Raw genomic sequence first — 21406 nt, forward strand, 5'->3', positions numbered from 1 at the left:
TTATGAGTTGTAGTTAAGTTACTATGTTATTTAATACCAACCTAACTAGAAAACGCTAAATTATGCGCTTTCTACCGCTGTGCGTGGGTCAACATATTCCATGTTGAACGCTTGTGCTACTTCTTTGTAAGTTACTTGGCCTTTAATTACGTTTAAGCCTTTTAAGAAGTGAGCGTCATCTAGTAGCGCCTTTTTATAACCTTTATTTGCAAGGTTAATGATGAAAGGCAATGTTGCATTGTTAAGTGCAAACGTAGATGTGCGTGGAACAGCACCTGGCATGTTAGCAACACAGTAGTGAACAACTTCATCAACGATGAAAGTAGGATCAGCATGCGTCGTTGCTTTAGAGGTAGCAATACAGCCACCTTGGTCGATTGCAACGTCAACAATTGCAGAGCCAGGTTTCATTGCTTTAATGTGCTCTGCAGTGACTAGTTTAGGTGCAGCTGCACCTGGGATTAGTACGCCACCAATTACTAAATCAGCTTCTAGTACGTGTTTTTCTAGTGCATCAGCAGTTGAGTAAATAGCTTTTACTTTATTACCAAATTGCGCGTCTAGTGCACGTAATACGTCGATGTTACGATCAAGAACCACAACTTCAGCACCAAGGCCAACAGCCATTTGAGCTGCGCTACGACCAACCATGCCGCCGCCAATTACAACAACTTTAGCAGCTTCAACGCCTGGTACGCCACCCAATAGCATGCCACGACCGTGGTTAGACTTTTCTAGCGCTTGTGCACCAGCTTGAATAGACATACGACCAGCCACTTCGCTCATAGGCGCAAGAAGCGGTAAACCACCGCGTGAGTCAGTTACAGTTTCGTATGCAATACAAATAGCTTTGCTTTTTACAAGGTCTTCAGTTTGTGGAAGATCAGGTGCAAGGTGTAAGTAAGTGAAAAGGATTTGGTCTTCACGTAGCATTGCACGTTCAACAGCTTGTGGCTCTTTTACTTTTACAATCATGTCGGCTTTAGCGAAAACATCAGCAGCAGTTGCTAAAATTTCAGCACCTGCTTGTGTGTAGTCTTCGTTAGTAAAACCAATGCCCATGCCTGCATCAGTTTCTACAATCACTTGGTGACCGTGGTTTACTAATTCACGAACACTCGCAGGAACCATACCTACACGGTATTCATGGTTTTTAATTTCTTTAGGTACACCAATAATCATAACATTTGCCTTATTAAGAACGGATTAACATTTTTCACTATTATATTCATCATAAGCCAGTGTGTCTCACCTTTTTTAAAGTGGGTTCTAGTGTTATTATCTAAATAATAAAAATAAACAGCATAAAAAACTAGTTGGTACTATGCATCAGTTATTAGATAGAATTGACCGGAAAATTTTGATGGAATTACAACATGATGGACGCCTTTCCAATGTTGAACTGGCCAGACGAGTTGGCCTAAGCGCCACGCCCTGTCTCGAACGGGTAAAAAAACTAGAACGAGAAGGTTACATATTAGGTTACAAAGCAGTGGTCGACCCTGCTAAGCTTGGGCAAGGTTTATCGGTGTATGTAGAGGTAACAATTACCAAAACATCACCCGATGTATTTGATGAGTTCAGTGCTGCTGTAAAAAAGCATGAAGAAATTATAGAATGCCATTTGGTGTCGGGTAATTTCGACTTTTTACTTAAAACACGCGTAAATGATATGTCAGAATACCGTGGCGTATTAGGCGACATACTATTGAAACTTCCAAATGTAAGTGAAAGCCGTACTTATGTAGTAATGGAAGAAGTAAAAGGTGAAGAAGGTGTAATTATTCGCCCGTATATTGCTTAACAGTATTTATAATAGGCTGACATTTGCTTTTATCTGCCTAAATTATAAAAACGTGTTCATAATCAGGCCATCAAGGCTAGGGCCTGTTGACCTTTCAGGATTAAAATTTGTTCAATCTAGGGGCGATTTAATCGCGGCGCGAGGTTTGTAACCTAGTGGGCTAAGTAAAAACCGAGCAACAAAGAGTTAATTGCCCCTAGGTAGAACCCTTCGGGCAGCGCATGTTTGGCATTTATGCTGCGTTATCGCCTATTTATGGGGAATAACCACACTACATAGGCTCTGCCTTGCCTAAATACCAAACAGTCAGCTGCAAATTTAACCTCGAAAGATAAACAGGCCCTAAGATAAAGTGCAACAAATTGCATTTCCTGCTAAGGTATTTCACTGCTAAGTAAGTGTGAATAAAATAGAATAATAAAGAGGAATAGGGAACTATGCGCCTAAACGGTGTGCAAAGACTATTAGAAACAGGGCTGATTATCAGTACCTTTACAGCAATATTTATTTTATGTGCCTTAATCAGCTTTGATCCAGTTGATCCTTCGTGGTCGCAAACTGGTGAATTTAGAAACGTAAAAAATATTACGGGCACAGCTGGTGCATGGATAGCTGACATTTTATTACTTACTTTTGGTTGGTTGGCTTATTTAGTACCTGCTGCCATTCAATTATTTGGCTACTTATTATTTAAACAACCTCACCGCATTTTACAGCTTGATTACACTACTTTAGCGCTGCGAGTTATTGGTTTTGCTTTATTTATTACCTCAGCTACCGCTATTAGCAGTATCAACTTTGACGATATTTATAACTTCTCTTCTGGTGGGGTAGTGGGCGATGTTATTGCATCAGCTATGATGCCTGCATTTAACTTTACCGGTACATCTATATTATTGCTGTGTTTCTTTTTTGCAGGGCTTACCTTATTAACGGGTGTATCGTGGGTTGATTTTGTTGATTATCTTGGAGATTTAATGGTTAGGTTTTATCGTTTTATCGTGTCGTATGCAAAAGGCTGGATGCACCGAGAACACGCTGCAGGTACAGTAAATAATAACGATGAAGTAGACGCCCATTTTGAAGACGATATAAAAGAGCAAATAGAGCTGCCTACATCGGCTAAAAAAGCAGATAAACAAAAAGCAGATAAACAAAAAGCAATTAACAAACCGCAAACGCCATTTAGCGAGCCACAAATTAGTGATGACTTTATGCCGTTTGATGAACTCGACGACATACTCGATCAAGAAATTGGCTTTAGCGCCATAGACGACGAACCAATGGACACGGCCGCTGCATTAAACGCGCTTGATCAAAGCCCAGTTGTAGAACCTGAAAAGCCAGTTACAACAGTGGTATCACCAGCAAGACCAATGCCTAAATCAAAAGCGCAATATCAACCACCGCCGACGGCAAAAGAGAAGTTTGAGCAATTATTGACGCAAGAACCACCACCGGGGCCATTACCGTCGCTCGATTTACTCGACAGACCGGACAAAGCTAAAAACCCAATTTCGCAAGAAGAGCTCGATACAGTATCGCGCCTAGTAGAGACAAAACTACTTGACTTTAACGTACAAGCTAAAGTTGTAGCGGTATACCCAGGCCCTGTTGTTACACGCTTTGAGCTGGATTTAGCGCCAGGTATTAAGGTGTCTAAAATTACAGGTTTAGCAAAAGATTTAGCCCGTTCGCTTTCGGCAATTAGTGTGCGTGTTGTAGAAGTTATACCGGGTAAAACATATGTTGGTATTGAGCTTCCTAATAAACACCGCGAAATAGTACGTTTGTCAGAAGTAATAAACGCACCTAAATTCGAGCAAAATCCATCGCCACTTACCATGGTGCTAGGTAAAGACATTGCCGGTCAGCCTGTCTGTGCTGATTTAGGTAAAATGCCACATTTATTGGTAGCCGGTACAACCGGTTCAGGTAAATCAGTGGGCGTTAATGTCATGATAGTAAGCTTGTTGTACAAATCGGGTCCTGACGATGTACGTATGATTATGATTGACCCTAAAATGCTTGAGCTATCAGTATACGAAGGCATTCCGCATTTATTGTGTGAAGTAGTCACCGACATGAAAGAAGCCGCCAACGCACTGCGTTGGTGTGTGGGCGAAATGGAACGTCGTTATAAATTAATGTCAGCATTGGGTGTGCGTAACTTAAAAGGTTACAACCAAAAAGTGCTCGAAGCCAATGAAGCGGGTTACCCAATTCTTGATCCATTATTTAAAGACACTGATGGCATGAAAGAAGGCCCAGACGAGCTAGGTAAATTACCCAGTATTGTTGTAGTAATAGACGAATTTGCCGACATGATGATGATTGTTGGTAAAAAAGTAGAAGAGCTGATTGCCCGCATAGCCCAAAAAGCACGTGCGGCAGGTATTCATTTAATACTAGCAACGCAGCGCCCTTCGGTAGATGTAATAACAGGTTTAATTAAAGCTAATATCCCAACACGTATGGCGTTTCAGGTATCGAGCAAAATAGACTCGCGTACCATACTTGATCAACAAGGCGCCGAAAACTTACTAGGTATGGGCGATATGCTTTATTTACCGCCAGGCACGAGCGTACCAGAGCGTGTGCATGGCGCGTTTGTAGACGACCATGAAGTACACGCTGTAGTAAATGATTGGAAAGCGCGTGCTAAACCAAATTATATTGACGAAATACTTAATGGCGATGCCAGTGAGGATATTTTATTACCAGGTGAAGCAAGCGAAAATGCAGACGAAGAGAACGATCCGTTATACGACGAAGCTGTGTCGTTTGTAATCGAAACTGGCAAGGTATCGGTATCGTCAGTGCAACGTAAACTGCGTGTTGGCTATAACCGCGCAGCACGTTTAGTCGAACAAATGGAAACATCGGGTATCGTGAGCTCACCAGGTCATAACGGCGCTCGCGATGTATTAGTACCTAATGGAGCAAATTAATGAAAAAATTTAACGCCTTATTATTAGTATTAGGCAGCGTACTTGCCGCACCAAGCTTTGCTGATGACAGCCAAGCATTACAAGACAGACTTGCTACTTTAAAAAGCTTTAAAGCGCAATTTGCACAAAAAGTAACAGACAAAGAAGGCCAAGCGGTTATGCAAGGCGAGGGCACAATAGCGCTTCAACAGCCTATGATGATTCGCTGGCAGCAAACAAACCCAGACGATACATTATTTGTATCAAACGGTGATAAAACCTATTACTTCGACAGCTTTGCTGAGCAAGTAACGATTATGAAAACCAGCAGTCTAATCGACTCAACACCATTTGTGCTACTTACATCAAAAGACCCAGGAAAATGGGAAAAATACAGCGTACTTGCAACAAATACAGGCTTTAGCGTAACGCCAAATAAAGGCGTAGAAAGCCAAGTAGAACAACTTGATATAGCGTTTTCAGGTGCGGGTAACGAGCAAGCCCTTGCTAAACTAGTCGTTACCGACAACTCAGGGCAGCTATCGTCATTTACGTTTAACAATGCCCAAGTTAATACGCCGCTTGATCAAAGCACTTTTGAATTTACGCCTCCCGAAGGTGTTGAAATAGACGATCAGAGTAACGGTGAGTAATTTAGGTTTTAACTTTGGGCCTGATGTACGCCCACTTGCCGCGCGTATGCGCCCTACAACGCTTGATGAATACATTGGTCAGCAGCATTTATTAAGCGCTGATAAACCACTGCATCAAGCCATTGTCGCAGGGCGATGCCATAGTTTAATTTTATGGGGTCCGCCTGGTGTGGGTAAAACAACACTTGCGCAAATAATTGCCAACCATGCTGATGCCTCACTTATTCAAATGTCGGCGGTAACTGCAGGCGTAAAAGATATACGCGACAGCGTAACGCAAGCGCGGGACAATCTACAAAGCCGTGGCCAACGCACCCTTATGTTTGTTGACGAAGTTCATCGCTTTAATAAATCCCAACAAGATGCCTTTTTACCGCACATAGAAGACGGCACCTTTATATTTGTAGGTGCAACCACAGAAAACCCATCGTTTGCCCTTAACAACGCTATATTGTCGCGTGCACGCGTGTATGTTTTAAAATCGCTTGCCGATACCGACTTATACACCGTAATAGAGCGCGCACTTAAACAAGACGAGCAGCTAAGCCAAAAACACATCACTATTGCCGACAACGCTAAACAGGCACTTTGCCAAGCAAGTGGCGGCGATGCGCGTAAAGTACTTAATTTACTTGAACAAGCAGTTGATTTAACGTCCGAGCAAAACGGTCAATACAACGTAGATGAGCACGTACTTAGCCAAGTGCTACCAACGCACTTAGCTAAATACGATAAAGGCGGCGATGAATTTTACGATTTAATATCAGCCTTTCACAAATCAGTACGAGGTAGCTCCCCCGACGGTGCATTGTATTGGTATTGCCGAATTTTAGCCGGTGGCGGCGACCCTTTGTATGTAGCAAGGCGCTTACTTGCCATAGCTACAGAAGACATTGGTAACGCCGATCCGCGTGCGATGGAAGTGGCGTTAAATGCGTGGGATATATTTCAACGAGTAGGCCCAGGCGAAGGCGAACGTGCAATTGCACAAGCCACATTGTATTTAGCCAGTGCACCCAAAAGTAATGCGGTGTATATGGCGTTTAATCAAGCCAAAGCAGATGCTCAAAATGAGCCAAGTTATCCCGTACCAGAGCATTTACGTAATGCGCCAACCAACTTAATGAAAGACTTAGGGTATGGCGCTGAGTATCGCTATGCGCACAATGAAGAAGGCGCATTTGCCGCAGGTGAAAAATATTTACCACCTGAAATGGATGGCAAAGAGTATTACTTACCGAGTGAGCGCGGACTTGAGCAAAAAATTAAACAAAAACTCGATTACCTAAAAGAGCGCGATGCGCAAAGCCCACTTAAACGATACGAAAATGATTAAACTTTATATGATGATCGCCCTTGGCGGAGCCTCAGGTGCGTGTTTACGGTTTTTTATTAGCGAAAGCATGCTAAAACTCCTCGGTAGGGGATTCCCTTTTGGCACGTTGACGGTTAATATTCTGGGTTCATTGTTAATGGGCATTTTGTACGGTTTGATAGATAAAGAAATTATCACCGCAAGCCCCGCTAAAACCCTTATCGGTATTGGCTTTTTAGGTGCATTAACCACCTTTTCAACATTCTCAATGGACTCGTTGTTGTTATTACAACAAGGTCACTTTATTAAAATGGCCCTCAATATCATCCTAAACGTGATGGTGTGTATTTTTATGGCTTGGCTGGGCCTTCAGCTAGTAATGCAAAAAGGTTAAAAAACTAACATGTTAGATTCTAAATTTTTACGTCAAGACATCGAACAAACTGCAGCACGTTTAGCAGCTCGCGGTTACGAACTCGATGTAGCGACGGTAACGGCACTTGAAGAAAAACGCAAAACATTACAAGTAAAAACGCAAGAACTTCAAAGTCAACGTAATGCAAGCGCAAAAGCAATTGGTCAAGCCAAAGCAAAAGGCGAAGACGCACAGCCATTACTTGATGCAGTGGCTAACTTAGGTAGTGAGCTAGACGCAGCTAAAACAGAGCAAGATGAAGTATTAGCCGCGATTAACGACATTGCGTTAGCAATTCCAAACTTGCCAGACGAGTCAGTACCGGCGGGTAAAGACGAAGACGACAACGTTGAAATTTTAACGTGGGGCACACCTAAAAAATTCGATTTTGAAGTTAAAGACCACGTAGATGTAGGCCAAGACCTAAACGGCTTAGACTTTGAAATGGGCGTTAAAATTAGTGGTGCACGCTTTACCGTAATGCGCGGCCAAGTTGCGCGTATGCACCGTGCACTAACGCAATTTATGCTAGATACACACGCTGATAAAAACGGCTACACAGAAATGTATGTACCGTACTTAGTAAATAGCGCAAGCCTTTACGGCACAAGCCAATTACCTAAATTTGCGGGCGATTTGTTCCACACATTAGGCCTTGTAAACGACGACGGCGAACAACAAGCCGGCTTTAGCTTAATTCCTACAGCTGAAGTACCGCTTACAAACAGCGCCCGCGACGAAATTTACGATGAAAGCGATTTACCAATTCGCTTAGTTGCCCACACGCCGTGTTTTAGAAGCGAAGCAGGCAGCTATGGCCGCGATACTCGTGGCTTAATTCGTCAACACCAGTTTGATAAAGTTGAATTAGTACAACTTGTAAAACCAGAAGACTCAATGGCAACGCTTGAAGAGTTAACAGGTCATGCAGAGCAAATACTACAAGCGCTTGAACTTCCGTACCGTAAAGTGATTTTATGTATGGGCGACATGGGCTTTGGCTCAGCTAAAACATACGATTTAGAAGTATGGCTACCTGCTCAAGACACATACCGCGAAATTTCATCATGTTCAAACATGGCAGATTTTCAGGCGCGTAGAATGCAAGCACGTTTTCGTCGTGAAGGTGTTAAAAAGCCAGAGTTACTACATACACTAAATGGTTCAGGCTTAGCTGTTGGGCGTACACTAGTAGCAATACTAGAAAACTACCAGCAAGCCGATGGTTCAGTAGTAGTACCAGAAGTATTACGCCCATACATGGGTGGACTTGAAGTAATTGGTAAGCAATAAAAATCAAGTTTAAGTTAAGCAAGCTTTAAGCTTGTAAATCTTAATTCGAAAGCCGCTGTTCGTCATGAACAGCGGCTTTTTTGTTTTTGGTTAAAAAAGGTAATAATAAGGTTCAGCTAATATGTAGGACGTGCTTTAGCGCGTTACAGCTCTTTGACAAAAATATGCGCCAGTCCTTTTTATCAGTTTCTTGCGCTACATTTTGCGAATTTATTAAATGGTTTAAACATGACTTCACCTGAGTATTTCCATAGAGCTAGGGTGTTGCATATTATTAAAGCGGATATAGGCAGCTATCAAAACAGATAAGCTTCAATCGTGCTCTTTGTATAGCTAGTAATAATAGCGCTGGCTATACATATGGACTGTAATCGTGGTTAGAAAGAGATATTTCATAAATAATATTCAACTTTAAAAATGCACTGTATGTGTATGTGTATGCAGTGCTTTATGTTTTGTCCAATAACATTATTAAAAGTCGTTTTGGTGTATTTTTACAGTGATCATTTTATAACATACGTAATTACTTGTTTACATTAGAGTTGTTTAGTGAAATTATTGAGCCATGTAATATACGCCGTTTTGGGGTGTTATAACCCCCCAAAGTGGTGTTCAATAAGCTGTTGAACTAAGCCGCTACGCGGAGATCCTATTCTTATCATTTGAGCCACACTTACCTTGGGGTTATCCCATATTTGGAGGTAAGTCATGAATACACTCATTGAACAAGTCAAAACTGAAATAGCCTACCGTGGTTATTCACAAAGTACCTGTAAAAGTTACTGCGAGCATTTGCTTAAACTCAGCCATTATTTTAATAAACCACTCGATTTAATTACTGATGATGAGCTGAATATCTTTTTTAAAGATCCCGCCATTCGCAAGCTCTCCAGAGCGAGTCAAAAAATACAAATAAACAGCATTTGGTTTCTGTTTAAGAATATTTTACATCGCCCACTGAACTTAGGCATAGCCTTGCCTAAAGCAAAACCTCGGGCACCTACTTATTTATCGCGTGATGATATTCGACGACTTATAGAAAGTTGCACGGATATGCGCTTAAAAACATTGATAGTGGTGTGTTATGGATGTGGTTTGCGTATTGGCGAACTGCTGCGCATCAAAGTGCAAGATATCGATGGACAGCGTAAAACCATTTTAATTGAACAGGGTAAAGGAGATAAGTCACGTTATGTTGTTGTATCAGATAGCGTGCTAAATCAATAACAATAAACTAGACATCCATCCTTTTTTTGCAGTTTAGTGAACTAAGTACTAGGCTTTTATCAGTGTGAAAAATAAGCAGGGTGTCTTATGGCAATCGCAAGAAAGCGCCAAGTAAGTTTGGTTGATACAAAGTACTACCATTGCATATCACGTTGCGTACGCCGTGCATTTTTATGTGGGGAAGACCACTTTACAGGTCAATCCTACGAGCATCGTAGAGGCTGGGTTGAAGACAAACTGCTTGAGTTAGCCAAGGTATTTTGTATTGACGTCTGTGCTTATGCTGTCATGAGCAATCATACGCACTTAGTGTTGTATGTTGATGACAAAAAAGCGAATCGGCTGAATGATAAAGCGATTGTTATCCGCTGGCACAAGCTGTGTAAAGGCACTGTACTTACGCAAAAATACATACAGGGTGAAAAGCTAAGTAAAGCTGAACTTATCTTTTTTAATCAAACAGTAAAGGAATACCGCGAACGCCTATCAAGTATCAGCTGGTTTATGCGGCTATTAAATGAAGGTATTGCCCGCAGAGCAAATAAAGAAGATAACTGCACAGGTAGGTTTTGGGAAGGGCGCTTTACGTCTCAAGCATTATTAGATGAAGCAGCCCTTGCGGCCTGCATGGCGTATGTTGATTTAAACCCCATTAGAGCCAAAATGGCTAACACCCCAGAAGAGTCAGACCATACTAGCATCAAACAGCGTTTAACGTATGCAAAGGATGGCAAGCAACCAAAACAACTACTGCGCTTTGCAGGCATGCCACGTCAAATTATGCCAAAAGGGCTGCCGTTTGAGCTTAAATCGTACCTTGAACTTGTTGAGCTAACAGGGCGCTGTATACGAGAAGACAAACGTGGTTATATTGAAAGTACACACTTACCCTTACTCGAAAGAGTTAATATCTCCCCAGAAAACTGGTTAAAACTCACCACACAATTTACGCGTGTATTTCATGGTGCAGTCGGCAGGCCAGCCTCACAAGAAGGTTATTGTGAAAACTTAAAGCGAAAGCGGCGAGCGAATATCAGTAACTGCGAAAAGCTACTGGCATAAAACTTAAACTACTCAGTAAAACTATTCAGTAATAAATCACAACTGCATTATGCAGTCATTTTCATGTGTGTAATTTAGGTTTAACAGTGATAATTGCTTATTTAATGTGTAACGCGCGGGTAAAGATATAAAAAGAGGTGAACTCTTAGCCCAAAAAAGTAAATTTAGTGGCGCGCTAGATTAGTTTACAATTGGAGTGGCTGTCTAGTTTAATGGTTGTGAATATTCATATTATAGCGGGCGCAAGAGGCTGGGGTTTTTATGCTCAACTGCTTGCAGGCGCAGTAGGGGGCTTTGTTTTTGCGATGCTTACTAAGGCCCTAAAAACTAAGGCAATAAAAGAGCCTCAACCTTCTAGTTAATAAAGCTAAGTGGCCTTATAGTAAGTGGGGGCTTATAAAAATGTGATTAGAGCCTACGATAGTAGACTCTTACCACAGCTTTATAAATTCACGCCATAACTGCTTTAATCGCTTCTAAGCCTTTTTTTAGGGTATCTGCATCGGTAGCATAGTTGATACGAATACACTCGTGCTTGTGCGCCCAGCTGTCGTCAATACCAATAAAAAAAGTTGTGACCTGGGATCACATACACGTCTTGCTCTTTAAGTTGTTGGTATAACACCTCGCTTGTTATTTTTGCATCTTTAAACCACAGCCACATAAAAAATGCGCCTTCAACTTTGTGTAAATAAACAGGTAGTTCGGCAAATACTTCATCAAACAACTCAATCGCTATGTGTGCTTTATTGCGATAAAAAGGCAGTACAACGTTGCGGCACAGTGGGAGTAGTTCGTTGTCGTTAATTAAGCGTGTCACTAAGCTTGGGCCAATACTATTTGGCGATAAAACCATGCTGCCGTTTACGCGGCCAATTGCTTTAATAATCTCATTATTGGCAACCACAATACCGCTGCGTAAACCCGGTAGGCCCAGTTTTGAAAGTGACATACATAAAATAATGTTTGAGTTCCACGTTAGGTTTGCATCGGTGTAAATACAACCTGGGAACGGATCGCCATATGCGTTATCAATAATGAGTGGAATACCATATTGCTTAGCGAGCAAATCAAGGTGTTTTACTTCATCGTCGGTAATTACGTTACCTGTTGGGTTGGTAGGGCGTGATACGCACAGCGCGCTTATGCTGCTGTCGTTAGCTAATATTTGCTCAACCGCTTTAAAATCAATTACGTATTTAAACTGTTTTGATGTGCTACCTGTATTTAAAATTTCGATATCAGGCTTTACTGCAATAAACATATCGGCTGATAAACCTTGGTCGGCATAACCAATGTACTCTGGCGCAAGGGGGAATAAAATCTTTTTGTGGCTGCCATCAGGCATTTCGCCTGCCAACATATTAAACAACACAAAAAAGTTAGCTTGACTGCCATTACCAAGTGCTACGTTTTCGGCGCTAATATCCCATGCATACTCTTTACTTAGTTGGCCTGCTAATGCAGCTCTAAACTCGTCGTTACCGGTTGGGCCATCGTAAAGGCCAAATACTTGCGATACCTTATTACTGGCAACGAGTTTTTGTAATTCACTTAAAAAAACCTCATTTACTTGTGGTACTAGTGCGGGGTTACCGCCACCGAGCATAACAATATTAGGATTATTGCTGTTTTTAGCACCGCCTAAATCTTCCATTAACTGAGTAATGCCGTTGGGTTGTGTGAATTTAGTGCCAAAGTTTGAGTAGTTCATAATGCATAGCGTTTGTTAGTAATGGGGAGGGCAGTATAGCGTAAATAAAGGGCTTAAATTCGATGATGAGAATAATTCAATGCTTAGCTTTGTAGCTAGCTATGACAATAAAATTTCTATAAAACAAAGGCTAAGTTAAGATTTTTTAACGCCGTATAAAAACTCTTCACCGCAGTCCATATACAAATCAAATTTGGCCATAACTTTGGTAAACATAGGGGCGTGTAAAAACTCGTTTAACCATGCGCGTACATGCGTGTATTCACTTTGTAAGTACCAGTGTTTATCTACGCGGGCAAACTGCCTAATAAACGGAAGTAGTGCATAATCGGCTAGGCTTTTTTCATTGCCTATTAAGTATTTATGTGTAGTCAGCTTTGCTTCAAATTGCTTAATAAACTCTTCGCAGGCTTTTTGGTAATAAAGGTGTGCCATGTCTTTTGTGCGAGCATAAAACTTATACTTTTCGAGCACGGGTTTAAATTGCGTGTCGTTTAGCTTAATTAACTCAAGCATGTGCTCAAGTGCTAATGGGTCTTGAGTATGTAATAAATTATGCGGGTCATTTTGTTTTAAAGCCCAGAGCATAATATCGAGGCTTTCATCTATAACTTGATTATTCGGCAATAATAAAACAGGTACCGTGCCTTTTGGCGATATTTGCAAAAGATGCGGTGGCTTGTTTTTAGTTTTAATAGCGCGTAGTAAAACGGGTTGCTCTGCCATTAAAATACCCATTCGTGCACGCATTGCGTATGGGCAGTGTTGTAATGAATATAATAATGGCAGTGTCATTTTAATACTTACCTTAGCTGTTTAAGCCTTCAACATATTGCTGACGTGTTTTTACTTTTACCATGTGATTTAACTGATCAGCTGCGTGTGTTTGCCCGCTAATTAAATCTTGAAAATGGGCAAGCAACACGGCTTTATCTAGCTTTTCTTTATCGCCTGAGCCAATGTCGGTTAAATCAATCATAAACTCGTCAAATTTGTCAGCGTAATCGGTCACAATATCCATGTTTAAAAATTGCTCATGGTTATAAATGCTCGGGTAGCCGCCTTTTTGTTTATCAATGGCAAAGCTAATGCCTTTTACATTGGTAACGGTTGTTTCTTTTTTACAGCTCAGCATACAGCTTGCATCAATACGTGGCTTTTTACAGCCAACGGTTTGCTGGAAAAAACACTGTCGGCTGGTCATCATTAGTATTGGGTGATAAATGCTGTACATCATTTTAAAGTTGTTAGGGCGTTTAATACTACGCATTTGCTGTTTGTTTATTTCGTTTGAAATAAACGCGCCTTTCGCATTTAAATCTTCTTGTAGTGTTAGTAACGCGTAAGAGTTTGTAGTGTTTAATAATGGGCCGGCAATCCAGTCGATGCCCATTTGCACTGCTTTAAATGCAACGCCTGTGTTATTACTTATAATAAGCCTAGGTTTTACAACCTCGAGTAAACGTACAGCTTCTTCAAAATCTTTACCAATTAACACCGCCGGAAACCACGGAATTAACTGTGGGTGTTCTAAAAATACATTAATGTATTTATCGTTATCGGTTCTAAAGCTCTCAGGTAATTTAAAGTAAACATCGCCATCTGTTAAATCACATAGATGAACATCTTTTATGTCCGATATTAAAATAGAGAGTGTTGTTTTGTTATGGGCCTTAGGGTGATTAACAAGTTTTGGCAATTCAACAGGGGCGAGTACGTCTTTGCCTTCGTTTAATAAAAACGCGACTTGTTTTTTAATGCGGGCGAGCTCTTTAAAGGGAATACTTAAGTTGTCGCCTAAGTTTGAGTAATCCATATTTTTAATGTCAAAATTGGCATTACTAAAGGTTTTAAAGCGTTTATCAATGGCAGCAATATCAACAACCGATTTATCGGCAGTTTGCATCACCATTTGCGATTGAACTTCAAAGCGTAGAGGTTCTTTTGCGTTTTTATTCGAAAGCGTAATATCGTTTTTATCTTCAATAATTATGTTTACAGTGAATGGCTGATTTAATTGCCCTGAAAATTTTAATGTAAGCTCGCGCTTTGAAATATCTAAAAATTCAATTTTCTTTTTAACTAACGAATCAATTTCACTTTTTTGAGTGGAAAGCTCTTGCTGTGCATCGTAAATTTGCACGACCGAAATTGCGTTGTTTTTTTCGTTAGCGTGATCAAAACTATGGTCACGCGGGTTATCGGTAAACATGTTTTTGGTCATGTCACCGGTTAAAAATTTATTAGTAAAGTTACGGTTAAATACTTTGTATAAGCTTGAGTCGTCTTCAATTAGGTTACCGGTTTGCACAAAAGTGTCTATCTGTTTGCGCCAGCTATCAATAACCGTATGTACGTAGTTAGCACCTTTAATGCGGCCTTCTACTTTTAGCGAGTCAACGCCTGCGGCTACCAACTCAGGTAAATCAAAATAGGCTGAGTTGTCTTTTAAGTTTAATGGGTGTTTGTTACCCATCGCCGTTGGCTCGTATTCATCACGACACGCTTGCGAGCAGCGACCACGGTTACCCGAGTTACCCACACTTACCGAGCTTGAATAACATTGCCCTGAAAATGCAATACATAATGCGCCGTGCACAAATACTTCGGTTAATACGTCGCATTTATGCGCTACGTCGGTCAGTATTTTAATTTCAGTTAAGTTAAGCTCGCGCGATAAATTTACACGTGTAGCGCCAATGCGCGCTAAAAACTCAACCTGTGATTCGTTATGCGTAGTTAACTGAGTTGATGCGTGAATATGCAAAGTAGGAAAGTGCTTTTTAACTATATTGAATAACCCTAAATCTTGTACAATAATGCCATCAAGGGTTGTATTTACTAGCTGATTTAATAGCTTAAATAGCGCACCCATTTCGTGCTCTAATATAACTACATTTAGCGTTAAAAATATTTCACAGCCGTATTCATGGGCTAGGCGAAGTGCGCCGTTAAGCTCATCAAACGAAAGATTAGACGCTCGGTTACGTGCATTAAAGGTATCTAACCCACAATAAACCGCATTAGCACCGGCTACAATGGCGGCTTTTACCGCGTTTACATCACCGCCAGGGGCTAATAGTTCAATCTTTCTACTCATGACAACTTCACTTCGCTCATATTTAATTGCCGCGAATTTTATCTGTTTAGGCACGTTAAAGCTATTTATTGAGGGATATAATGATTTATGGTTTGAAAAATATTAATACAAGAGAGAAAACGTATAAAAACGGGAGTTAGCGACTTAATTCTGAGTGTGATTCAGCTAGGTGCAACTAAACTAAACGAGTTAAAAGATAGAGATGACTGAAAATATATAATTTTTTTAAGTCTATTTTTTAACGAATTTATCTTAAGTAATTTATTTAGTCGAATACATATTGTAAAAGTCGTATAACGATAGTAGATTAAACAATGCCTATGCGTTTCGCATAGTTTGCTGCAATCGAATTAAAAAGTGTTTGGATAATGCTCTTAATTGAGCGCTTAACGTTACTTGTTAAGCTTGTGCTTCGGCCACACCCTCCGTCTCCTCGAAACCAAGAGTAGCCGTGAACGATAGGCTTAGTTATAGAAATGGTGGCAGTTTCCAAATGTTTTCGATGAATGTATCACTATTTCTTTTACTCTAGAGTATGAGTTGACTAAGCCTTTTTTGTATATATGGATATCAGATTAACTCATGGACAGATTAATCCCCGAAAAAAGTACCTTCCAATCTATTTCTAATATAAAGAATCTTTGTGCAGCATTGGATATATCCGAAAAAGATTTGTCATCAGCCTTATCTCTTCGTGATAATGAAAAGTATGTAATTGATCATGTTGAGAAAAGCGATGGTACGCTTAGAAAAATTCACAAGCCTCATTATGAAATTAGAAAAATTCAAAGAAGAATCAACAAAAGAATATTTAAGAAAATAGTACTTTGGCCAGATTATATTTATGGATGTATACCTAATGAAATCTCTTCTGATGGTAAATTAATAAAAGCAAGAGATTACGTTAGTTGCGCATCTCAGCACTGTTCTACAAAAAGCTTATTGAAAATTGATATAAAAGATTTCTTTGATAATATTTCGGCTCATTTAGTTTTTGAAATGTTTAGTCGCTTTTTTAAATATAATGATGAGATTTCGCAAACTTTAACAAAGTTATGTTGCTTTAAAGGGACTTTAATTCAAGGTGCATTAACGTCTAGTTATATCGCTGCTTTATGTTTGTGGGATTTGGAACATAAAGTCGTTTCACGACTGAAACGTAAACAATTAACTTATACTCGGCTAGTAGATGATATTACGATTTCGTCTAAAACTTCAAACTTCCAATTCGATTATGCATTAACATTAGTCTCGAATATGTTACTGGAGAAGGAGCTACCAATAAATTTGCATAAAACAAAGAGTAGCTCATCCTCAATACTACCTTTAGTTGTACATGGTATGAGAGTTAACTTCGAAGAACCAAGATACCCATCAAACGAAGTGAAAAAATTAAGAGCAGCAGTTCACAATATTGAAAAATTAGCTTCAGAACCTGGCTATAGAATTACGCATGCGTATAGGCGAGATTTTAATCGTTGTATGGGAAGAGTTAATAAGCTCAAACGGGTGGGACATAATTCACATAGTAAATTGGTTGAAAAACTATTACGTGTATTGCCTCTACCAGCAAAAGTAGATCTGAAACGATCACATACAATCGTTGCAAGGCTCGAAAAAGACTTTAAAGAGAAACATACTAGCTACTGGTATCATAAGCGCTTTTATAAAGCACACGATAGATTAAATATTCTTCAAAGAACTTATTCTAAAACCGCTCAAGAGCTTCGACTTAAACTAAAAGCAATAAAACCTAAATATGAAAATTAATTCTAGTCTTAATCCTCATCGATTACTTTCAATACTTATCCTATGTTTCAAATTTATCACCGTCATTGGGTTAATAATACTTGTACTAATGGTCGCATCGACTTTTTATTCGATAGCTAATAGCGAGTACCAAACATTTACTTTTTGTTTTAAAAATGAGTGTGTAAACAACACAATAAATACATTTTCAGGAGCGATAAAGTTTTTTTCAGGCCTCATCTTTATTTTGACATCAATTGCAACCATTGGGGGGATTTTTATAGCTCTGATGGGATATATTAATAACCATCAAAGCAATATGTTAAATAACCATATATCACACTTTTCATTATTCAAAGAGTATCTCAAAGCTGAAACATTAAAAAGAGATAGATTGAGCTTATCAGCGTTCGATGTCTTTAAGTGGTATAACCTTATTTTTGAAAATTCTAGAACTGGCTCTATGAATATTTCCAAGACTTATATTTCTTTAATCACAGAAGTGAACAGAGAGTTAGATGTTTCAAATAAACAAAGTCAACAGGCAACAGAAGGCTCATTTTATTATAAAAAGCATCAATATAGGGTGATTAACGTGCTGAAAAAATTAGGCGTTATTTTAGAGGTTCACCCTAGAAATGATTTTTATGAGATTGAGGGACAACTGTTATCTCTTATCTCATCTATTAATAATGAGTTTTGTGCTTGTGAATCAATACCAAAACTGAATGAACGTAAATATATTTAATTCTAAAGCAATAATTTATTACTTTACTTTGTATTCACGCACGCAATTTACATTTGAACTTGGCTTTACAAACTCTAAATCGCATAGACATAAATTTAATCATTTGTTCACGTGATCAACAATAGTATTTATATAAATGTATGATAAGGTTTATGTTTACTTATTGACCTCATATAACACATGAAAAAATCGCTACTTTTTTTACTAATTATTATTATCTCTTCAGTGGTGAGTATTCAGTTATTTATTATTCCGCAATTTGAAAACAAGGTGAGGCATCCCACTGAAAAATGGGCGTTAGAGTTTTTAACATCGGGTTCTACCGATTTACTTGCCGAGCAACTTAAAGGTATACCTAAAAACGATAGATTAGCTTATTTAAACAATATACAGGCTAATTTTGGCTTTGCGCTTTCTTTGCAAGCATATAATCAACGTGATTTTTCGAGCGAGCAAAACACCTTACTTACAGAAAATAAAATTTTAGGCGACCCATTTGCTGATTTAGTTTATCGAAAAATTGATGACAGCCAGCTCTTAGTTATTGTTAAGCCAAACTCTGTGCCCAAGCATTTAGTAAATGAAGCACAGCGTTGGATGATGGGCACTTTTTATTTACTTAATAATAGGTTAATACAGTACCCTAAAAAAGAGTGGCCGCAGGTTATTGATTCGCTGAGCCATGAATTTGCATATCCCGTGTTGCTCAAAACCTTGAGCGAATTAAATTACACATCGCAGCAAATGGCTGAATTAGAACAGGGCGTGATGGTTTCTATATCATCAAACGATTCTGATTTTATAGGGTATCCCGCCGATATAGTGATGCAACGTATTGGCAATAGCGATCAGGTTATTGTGCTAGGCCCATTTAGCCCTGAGCTAAAAAGTAAAGTTGTGTATATGTTGAGTGTGTTTTATTTTATATTCGGCTTTTTTTTACTGATCCCTATTATTATTTGGTTAATTCCTGGGTGGCGTTCTATGCGATCTCTTAACAAGGTTGCTGCGCTGCTTGGGCAAGGTAAGTTTGAAACGCGGGCTAAGCTTATTCGTTTTAGTCATTTAAATAACTTATCTAAAACATTTAATATAATGGCCGAAAAAATACAGCGTTTAATTTCTTCACATAAAAATTTGGTTAATGCGGTGTCGCATGAGTTACGCACACCTATTGCGCGTATCGAATTTAACTTAGAATTACTTCGTGGCAGTACAACAAACGACTATCAGGTAGGGCAGTTAGATCGTATTGAAATTTCGCTAAATGAATTGAATTTACTTGTGTCTGAAATGCTTACCCACGCTCGCTTTGATAGAGAAGCCCCAACATTAGCATTAGAAACCGTTGAGCTTAATCAATGGATAAAACAAGAGCTAATTGTTTGGCAAGAAGCAAACCCAAAAAAAACAATTACGTTACTTGAAAATGCTGAGTGTGAAGCACTGCTTGATAAGTTTTATATGAGCCGATCTTTAAGTAATTTGATTCGAAATGCGATTGCTTATGGGCGAGATGTTATTCAGATCAGTTATCAAAAAGTGGGGAAAGGTTGGTTAATATATGTAGAGGATGACGGCGATGGCGTTGCTAACTCAGCTCGAAGAAAGATATTTGAGGCATTTTACAGAGAAGATGAAAGTCGTAATTTACAAACAGGCGGAACCGGTTTAGGCCTTGCTATTGTGAAGCAAATATTAGATTGGCATGGTGGTGAGGCGAGTGTTGATGAGTCTTCTTTAGGTGGCGCACGTTTTATTTTGCACTGGCCTACTAACATGTAAGTCACGGATAGGTTTGCAATTAGTTAAAATGATTAGACACATAACTCTGCTTAGTAAGAGATCAATCTTATAATCGTTAAATAGAGCCTGTATATAAGCCGATAGGTATGACATGGAATACGTTATGAAACCAAAAATTTTAGTTGTAGAAGACGATTTGCCGTTGGCAGAGTCTATTGATGAGTATTTAACGCTTGAAGGGTATGAGGTTAAAATAGCGGCTAATGGGGAGGATGCGGTTACAACTATTCTACAGTGGCAACCTGCATTAGTTATTTTGGATGTTATGTTGCCCAAAAAAGATGGCTTAACGGTGTGTCGTGAGGTTAGGCCTTTGTACAATGGTTATATTGTTATGTTTACCGCACGGGAAGAAGAAATTGATCAAATTGTTGGGCTTGAAATTGGCGCAGATGACTACTTACTCAAACCGGTAAAACCTCGTTTATTACTTGCTAAAATTAAAGCGTTTTTAAGGCGTGAGCAACCTATGCAAGCTGTAGGGATAAACACACAAGCTAAAGGTTTTATAAGCTTTGGAGAACTCGTTATTGCATCCCACAATAGAACGGTTACGTTAGGTGGTTTGCCAGTGCAACTTACCGATGGTGAATACGACCTTTTAATATTGCTGGCTAAAAATGCTGGCACGGTTTTGTCTCGTAATAGTATTGTTGAACAGTTAAAAGGTTATTATTATGACGGTATTGAACGTGGTATAGATAACCATATTAGTCAGTTACGCAAAAAATTGGGCGATGATGCGCGTAATTCTTTAAAAATTAAAACGGTACGCTCAAAAGGGTATTTGTTTGTTGTAAGTGCATGGTAAATAATAGGGTTTGTAGCAGTAGCATATTAAAGCTACTGCATTTAAGGCGCTATAAATGTTATTCCTCAGCCATTACTCGTTTACCGTTTTTATCAACAATAAGTAAATAAGAAGCGCCAAAATCACCAGTGCATAAATCAATAAATTTATCATCAATTTTTAAACCATTAGCGCAGCTGTTAACGCTTAAGTAGTCGGTGACTTTGCCTTTTTCAGTGGTTATTGTTTTAGTGTTATCGATTAAAACAGTGTAATTACCGTTAGCAAATAAACGTACATTAAATACGTCTGCATTATTGTTTTGCTTTTTACTAATCACCGAAACAGTTTGTTCGCCCGATGCTTTCCAGGCAATAACCCATAGGTTATCGTTATTGCTTAAAGTTTTGGTTATACGCTCTTCTTGGTTTGTGGTAATGCTGTTTTTAACACCTAAATTGATCATATTGTTAATTGCTTTATAGCTGTAACGATAAGTTGTGCTTACTGTGTTACTTGCTACATCGGCTGAAATAATAGTATCGTTATCAAATAGGCCGCTATAACCTGTGCTAATGTTCCTTTTTTTAAGATGAAGATCGGCCATGTAGTCTAGTGAATTTACAAAAGATACTCTTGCCTCATGAGTTAATTTATTATCTAGCTCATCTGAGCTTTCACCACAGCCGCTTAAAATAGTTGCAAAGCCAAACAACAATGAAATACGTAGTCCTTTATTACTGGTGTTCATAATAATCTCCATAATTTTTAGTTTTATTGCATTTAGTAACTGATTCTAG

At 39.2% G+C, this 21406-nt stretch carries 16 protein-coding genes and 1 pseudogene; 12 read left to right on the top strand and 5 right to left on the bottom strand.

Annotated elements, in window-relative coordinates:
* Positions 1 to 60: 60 nt before the first annotated feature.
* On the bottom strand, positions 61 to 1182 hold the full coding sequence (gene ald, locus P20495_RS19045; RefSeq protein WP_008133599.1) for an alanine dehydrogenase: 1122 nt from the start codon (positions 1180 to 1182) through the stop codon (positions 61 to 63).
* 142 nt (positions 1183 to 1324) lie between these two features.
* Here ald and lrp point away from each other — a divergent pair, with 142 nt between their 5' ends.
* The 8 genes from lrp (at position 1325) to P20495_RS19015 (ending at position 10699) form a co-directional block, all read left to right on the top strand.
* Positions 1325 to 1804 carry a leucine-responsive transcriptional regulator Lrp gene (gene lrp / locus P20495_RS19975; RefSeq protein ID WP_033014887.1) on the top strand — a complete coding sequence of 160 codons (480 nt, stop codon included), beginning with the start codon at positions 1325 to 1327 and terminating at the stop codon, positions 1802 to 1804.
* Positions 1805 to 2241: 437 nt separating this feature from the next.
* Positions 2242 to 4755 carry a DNA translocase FtsK gene (locus P20495_RS19040; RefSeq protein ID WP_008133601.1) on the top strand — a complete coding sequence of 838 codons (2514 nt, stop codon included), beginning with the start codon at positions 2242 to 2244 and terminating at the stop codon, positions 4753 to 4755.
* Positions 4755 to 5387 carry an outer membrane lipoprotein chaperone LolA gene (gene lolA, locus P20495_RS19035; protein ID WP_008133603.1) on the top strand — a complete coding sequence of 211 codons (633 nt, stop codon included), beginning with the start codon at positions 4755 to 4757 and terminating at the stop codon, positions 5385 to 5387. Before P20495_RS19040 ends, lolA begins: the two co-directional genes overlap by 1 nt.
* Complete coding sequence (locus P20495_RS19030) at positions 5380 to 6723, top strand: replication-associated recombination protein A (RefSeq protein WP_008133605.1); 1344 nt, start codon at positions 5380 to 5382, stop codon at positions 6721 to 6723. The genes lolA and P20495_RS19030 overlap by 8 nt, the downstream gene beginning before the upstream one ends.
* A complete protein-coding gene (crcB, locus tag P20495_RS19980; RefSeq protein ID WP_021032117.1) occupies positions 6716 to 7096 on the top strand; it encodes a fluoride efflux transporter CrcB in 381 nt (126 codons plus the stop codon). Before P20495_RS19030 ends, crcB begins: the two co-directional genes overlap by 8 nt.
* A gap of 9 nt (positions 7097 to 7105) precedes the next feature.
* A complete protein-coding gene (serS, locus tag P20495_RS19025; RefSeq protein WP_008133608.1) occupies positions 7106 to 8410 on the top strand; it encodes a serine--tRNA ligase in 1305 nt (434 codons plus the stop codon).
* Positions 8411 to 9118: 708 nt separating this feature from the next.
* Positions 9119 to 9637, top strand: coding sequence for a tyrosine-type recombinase/integrase (locus tag P20495_RS21395; protein WP_008133612.1), 519 nt, complete (start codon positions 9119 to 9121; stop codon positions 9635 to 9637).
* An 87-nt stretch (positions 9638 to 9724) separates the two neighbouring features.
* A complete protein-coding gene (locus tag P20495_RS19015; protein ID WP_008133614.1) occupies positions 9725 to 10699 on the top strand; it encodes a transposase in 975 nt (324 codons plus the stop codon).
* Positions 10700 to 11149: 450 nt separating this feature from the next.
* Here P20495_RS19015 and P20495_RS19010 read toward each other — a convergent pair.
* The 3 genes and pseudogenes from P20495_RS19010 to P20495_RS19000 form a co-directional block, all read right to left on the bottom strand.
* Positions 11150 to 12413, bottom strand: a pseudogene (locus tag P20495_RS19010) (valine--pyruvate transaminase).
* A gap of 135 nt (positions 12414 to 12548) precedes the next feature.
* The gene (locus P20495_RS19005) at positions 12549 to 13208 is read right to left on the bottom strand and encodes a glutathione S-transferase (RefSeq protein ID WP_008133619.1); all 660 of its coding nucleotides are present in this window, start codon (positions 13206 to 13208) and stop codon (positions 12549 to 12551) included.
* A 13-nt stretch (positions 13209 to 13221) separates the two neighbouring features.
* Complete coding sequence (locus P20495_RS19000; protein WP_008133620.1) at positions 13222 to 15513, bottom strand: peptidase U32 family protein; 2292 nt, start codon at positions 15511 to 15513, stop codon at positions 13222 to 13224.
* Positions 15514 to 16095: 582 nt separating this feature from the next.
* Here P20495_RS19000 and P20495_RS18995 point away from each other — a divergent pair.
* The 4 genes from P20495_RS18995 to P20495_RS18980 all read left to right on the top strand — a co-directional run bounded on the left by P20495_RS18995 (position 16096) and on the right by P20495_RS18980 (position 20627).
* Entirely contained in the window at positions 16096 to 17283 is a 1188-nt protein-coding gene (locus P20495_RS18995; RefSeq protein ID WP_008133621.1) for a reverse transcriptase family protein, read from the top strand.
* Positions 17273 to 18010: a retron Ec48 family effector membrane protein gene (locus P20495_RS18990; RefSeq protein ID WP_008133622.1), complete on the top strand. Its 738-nt coding sequence runs from the start codon at positions 17273 to 17275 to the stop codon at positions 18008 to 18010. The genes P20495_RS18995 and P20495_RS18990 overlap by 11 nt, the downstream gene beginning before the upstream one ends.
* A 180-nt stretch (positions 18011 to 18190) precedes the next feature.
* Entirely contained in the window at positions 18191 to 19795 is a 1605-nt protein-coding gene (locus P20495_RS18985) for an ATP-binding protein (RefSeq protein ID WP_008133623.1), read from the top strand.
* A 124-nt stretch (positions 19796 to 19919) separates the two neighbouring features.
* Positions 19920 to 20627 carry a response regulator transcription factor gene (locus P20495_RS18980; RefSeq protein WP_277910879.1) on the top strand — a complete coding sequence of 236 codons (708 nt, stop codon included), beginning with the start codon at positions 19920 to 19922 and terminating at the stop codon, positions 20625 to 20627.
* Between the two features lie 58 nt (positions 20628 to 20685).
* Here the strand turns inward: P20495_RS18980 and P20495_RS18975 are convergent, their stop codons facing one another.
* The gene (locus P20495_RS18975; RefSeq protein WP_008133625.1) at positions 20686 to 21357 is read right to left on the bottom strand and encodes a hypothetical protein; all 672 of its coding nucleotides are present in this window, start codon (positions 21355 to 21357) and stop codon (positions 20686 to 20688) included.
* Positions 21358 to 21406: the final 49 nt, after the last annotated feature.

The organism is Pseudoalteromonas sp. BSi20495 (assembly GCF_000241185.1).
GTDB classification, from domain to species: domain Bacteria; phylum Pseudomonadota; class Gammaproteobacteria; order Enterobacterales; family Alteromonadaceae; genus Pseudoalteromonas; species Pseudoalteromonas fuliginea.

Coding starts and splice junctions, on each gene's coding strand:
- ald (WP_008133599.1), bottom strand. CDS start 1,182: ATGATTATTGGTGTACCTAAAGAAATTAAAAACCATGAATACCGTGTA.
- lrp (WP_033014887.1), top strand. CDS start 1,325: ATGCATCAGTTATTAGATAGAATTGACCGGAAAATTTTGATGGAATTA.
- P20495_RS19040 (WP_008133601.1), top strand. CDS start 2,242: ATGCGCCTAAACGGTGTGCAAAGACTATTAGAAACAGGGCTGATTATC.
- lolA (WP_008133603.1), top strand. CDS start 4,755: ATGAAAAAATTTAACGCCTTATTATTAGTATTAGGCAGCGTACTTGCC.
- crcB (WP_021032117.1), top strand. CDS start 6,716: ATGATTAAACTTTATATGATGATCGCCCTTGGCGGAGCCTCAGGTGCG.
- serS (WP_008133608.1), top strand. CDS start 7,106: ATGTTAGATTCTAAATTTTTACGTCAAGACATCGAACAAACTGCAGCA.
- P20495_RS21395 (WP_008133612.1), top strand. CDS start 9,119: ATGAATACACTCATTGAACAAGTCAAAACTGAAATAGCCTACCGTGGT.
- P20495_RS19015 (WP_008133614.1), top strand. CDS start 9,725: ATGGCAATCGCAAGAAAGCGCCAAGTAAGTTTGGTTGATACAAAGTAC.
- P20495_RS19005 (WP_008133619.1), bottom strand. CDS start 13,208: ATGACACTGCCATTATTATATTCATTACAACACTGCCCATACGCAATG.
- P20495_RS19000 (WP_008133620.1), bottom strand. CDS start 15,513: ATGAGTAGAAAGATTGAACTATTAGCCCCTGGCGGTGATGTAAACGCG.
- P20495_RS18995 (WP_008133621.1), top strand. CDS start 16,096: ATGGACAGATTAATCCCCGAAAAAAGTACCTTCCAATCTATTTCTAAT.
- P20495_RS18990 (WP_008133622.1), top strand. CDS start 17,273: ATGAAAATTAATTCTAGTCTTAATCCTCATCGATTACTTTCAATACTT.
- P20495_RS18985 (WP_008133623.1), top strand. CDS start 18,191: ATGAAAAAATCGCTACTTTTTTTACTAATTATTATTATCTCTTCAGTG.
- P20495_RS18980 (WP_277910879.1), top strand. CDS start 19,920: ATGAAACCAAAAATTTTAGTTGTAGAAGACGATTTGCCGTTGGCAGAG.
- P20495_RS18975 (WP_008133625.1), bottom strand. CDS start 21,357: ATGAACACCAGTAATAAAGGACTACGTATTTCATTGTTGTTTGGCTTT.